Source organism: Rhizobacter sp. P3_B12, from assembly GCF_056402895.1.
Genome location: NZ_JBFUGN010000716.1, coordinates 1 through 3247, shown reverse-complemented (window position 1 = coordinate 3247; position 3247 = coordinate 1). Strand labels below are relative to the sequence as shown.

Sequence of the window (3247 nt, the reverse complement as noted above, 5' to 3'; positions counted from 1 at the left end):
GGTGACGATCGGACGCCAGGCGCGCTTGACCGACGAGGAGCATGCGGTTTTCGAGCGGGCCAGGGACAAGACGCCCGTCCAACCGGTGAGCTTTGAATGATCCTCCTCGATACGAACGTCATTTCCGAGCCGATGCGCAAGCTGCCCGATGGGCGCGTGGTCGAGTGGCTCGATACACAGCCGCTCGAAACGCTGTATTTGTCTGCGATCACCGTGGCCGAACTGCGCCTCGGCGTGGCCACTCTGCCGGCCGGCAAACGTCGGGATGGTCTGCACGACAACCTGGAGACGCGCACGCTGCCGTTGTTCGCCGGCCGTGTGCTGCCGTTCGATCTGCCTGCGTCTCGCGCCTATGGTGWTTTGATGGCAAAGGCTCGGGCGGCTGGACTGGCGATCGGTGCTGCCGACGGCTATATCGCGGCAACGGCCGTTGCCAACGGGATGATGGTGGCGACACGGGATGTGGCCGCCTTCGAGGCCGCTGACGTAGCCGTCATCAACCCGTGGCAGGCGTAGTGCATCAAAGAGCTGCAGGAGATCCCGTGACCGATCCGACGCCCAAGACCCCCGACTACGCTGCGCTGCTGAAGCGCTCGCTGCAGGCCATCGACCAGCTCGAGGCGAGGCTGAAGGCCGTCGAGCAGTCGCGCCACGAGCCGATCGCGATCGTCGGCATCGGCTGCCGCTTCCCCGGCGACGGCGACACACCGGATGCCTTCTGGCGCTTCCTCGAGAGCGRCACCGACGGCGTCACCGAGGTGCCGACATCGCGCTGGGATGCCGACGCCTGCTTCGACGCCGATCCCGACGTGCCCGGCAAGAGCTACACCCGCTGGGGCGGCTTCGTGAAGGACGTCGACCGCTTCGATGCGCATTTCTTCGGCATCTCGCCGCGCGAGGCCGTCAGCCTCGACCCGCAGCAGCGGCTGCTGCTGGAGGTGACCTGGGAGTCGCTCGAACATGCCGGCATCGCACCGTCGTCGCTGGCCGGCAGCCAGACCGCCGTCTACATGGGCATCACGACGCATGACTATGCGAACCAGCTGTCCGAGGCGATCGGCTCGCGCTTCGGCGACGCCTACACGCCGTCGGGCACCGCGCACAGCGTGGCGGCCGGGCGGCTGTCGTACTTCCTCGGGCTGCACGGGCCCAACGTCGCGATCGACACCGCATGCTCGTCGTCGCTGGTCGCGATCCATTGGGCGGTGCAGAGCCTGCGCAGCGGCGAGGCCGACCTCGCGCTCGCCGGCGGCGTGAACCTGACGCTGACGGCCGACGGCTCGATCCTGACCTCGCGCGCCCGCATGATGTCGTTCGACGGGCGCTGCAAGACCTTCGACGATGCGGCCGACGGCTATGTGCGCGGCGAGGGCTGCGGCGTCGTCGTGCTGAAGCGGCTGTCCGATGCGCAGCGCGACGGCGACCGCATCGTCGCGCTGGTGCGCGGCTCCGCACTGAACCAGGACGGTCGCAGCAGCGGCCTGACCGCGCCGAACGGCACGGCGCAGGAGGCGGTGATCCGCGCCGCGCTGGCGAACGCGCGGGTGAAGCCCGACGAGATCAGCTACGTCGAGGCGCACGGCACCGGCACGCCGCTCGGCGACCCGATCGAGGTCAAGGCGCTGCACCAGGTCTACGGCCAGCGCCCGGCCGACACGCCGCTGATGCTGGGCTCGGTGAAGACCAACMTCGGCCACCTGGAAGCGGCSGCCGGCGTGGCCGGCGTCATCAAGGTCGCACTGGCGCTGCAGCACCGCACGATCCCGCCGCACCTGCACCTGAAGCGGCCGAACCAGCTGATCGCCTGGGACGAGATGCCGATCACGGTGCCGACCGTGCCGACGCCGTGGCCCGATGCCGGCCGGCCGCGGCGCGCGAGCGTCAGCTCGTTCGGGTTCAGCGGAACGAATGCGCATGTCGTGCTCGAAGAAGCCCCGGCCTCTCAGCCCGACCCTTCGACAAGCTCAGGTCCTTCGACAAGCTCAGGATGGTCGGGCCCTTCGACAAGCTCAGGGCGAACGGAAGGAGGCACCGCTCACCTGTTCGTGCTGAGCGCGCAGACCCCGCCCGCGCTCGAAGCCGCTGCCCGCCGGCTCGCCGATGCCGCCGCGTCGGCACCGCTCGACCAGATCGCCGCGACGCTCGCGCTCGGCCGTTCGCCGTTCATCGAGCGGCTCGCCGTCGTCGCCGACAGCGCCGACGCATTGAAGGCGCGGCTGGATGAATTCATCGCCGGTGCACCGACTGCCGGCACCTCGCGCGGCCGCGCCGTCGGTGGCACGGCGCCTGAACTCGTGTTCCTGTTCACCGGCCAGGGCGCGCAGGTCGCCGGCATGGGCCGTGCGCTGTACGACGCCGAGCCGGTGTTCCGTGCCGCGCTCGACGAGTGCGAGCGCATCACGACGCCGCTGCTCGGCCTGCGCCTGCTCGACGTGATGTGGAACGACGCCGAGCGGCTCGACGACACCGCGTTCACGCAGCCGGCGCTGTTCGCCGTCGAGTACGCGCTCGCGCAGCTGTGGCAATCGTGGGGCGTCAAGCCGACCGCGGTGATGGGCCACAGCGTCGGCGAGTACGTCGCGGCCTGCGTGGCCGGCGTGTTCAACCTGGCCGACGGGCTGAAGCTGATCGTCGAGCGGGGCAGGCTGATGAGTGCCCTGCCGCGCGATGGCGCGATGGCGGCGGTCTTCACCGACGAGGCCACCGTGCGCGCCGCGATCGCACGCGATGCTGCCGTGCTCGCCATCGCCGCGGCGAACGGCCCGCAGAACACCGTGATCTCCGGCCGTGCCGACGCGGTCGATGCGGCGCTGGAGCGCCTCGCGGTTGCCGGCATCGAGTCGCAGCGGCTCAAGGTCTCGCACGCGTTCCACTCGCCGCTGATGGAGCCGATGCTCGACGAGTTCGAGGCGGTGGCCGCGCAGGTCGAGTTCCGCCCGCCGCAGCTCGTGCTGGCGTCGAACGTGACCGGCCGGTTGGCGGGTGACGAGGTCTGCAACGCCGGCTACTGGCGCCGCCACGTGCGCGACGCGGTGCGCTTCGGCGATTCGATCGCCGCGCTGCAGGCCGATGGCTTGCGCGTCTTCATCGAGGTCGGCCCGCAGCCGACGCTGCTGAACATGGCGCAGCGTGGCAGCGTGATGCCCGACAGCGCGTGGATCCCGTCGCTGCGCAAGGGGCGCGACGACGTGGTGTCGCTGCTCGACAGCCTCGGCCAGTTGTTCGTGCGCGGCGTGCGGCCGGATTG

Annotated in this window: 2 protein-coding genes; both read left to right on the top strand. The window is 70.2% G+C overall.

The window, feature by feature from the left end:
• The first annotated feature begins 96 nt into the window (after window positions 1-96).
• Entirely contained in the window at window positions 97-516 is a 420-nt protein-coding gene (locus AC1D01_RS26765) for a type II toxin-antitoxin system VapC family toxin (RefSeq protein ID WP_477871773.1), read from the top strand.
• A 26-nt stretch (window positions 517-542) separates the two neighbouring features.
• A partial coding sequence (locus AC1D01_RS26760) for a type I polyketide synthase (protein ID WP_477871771.1) occupies window positions 543-3247 on the top strand: 2705 nt, incomplete at its 3' end.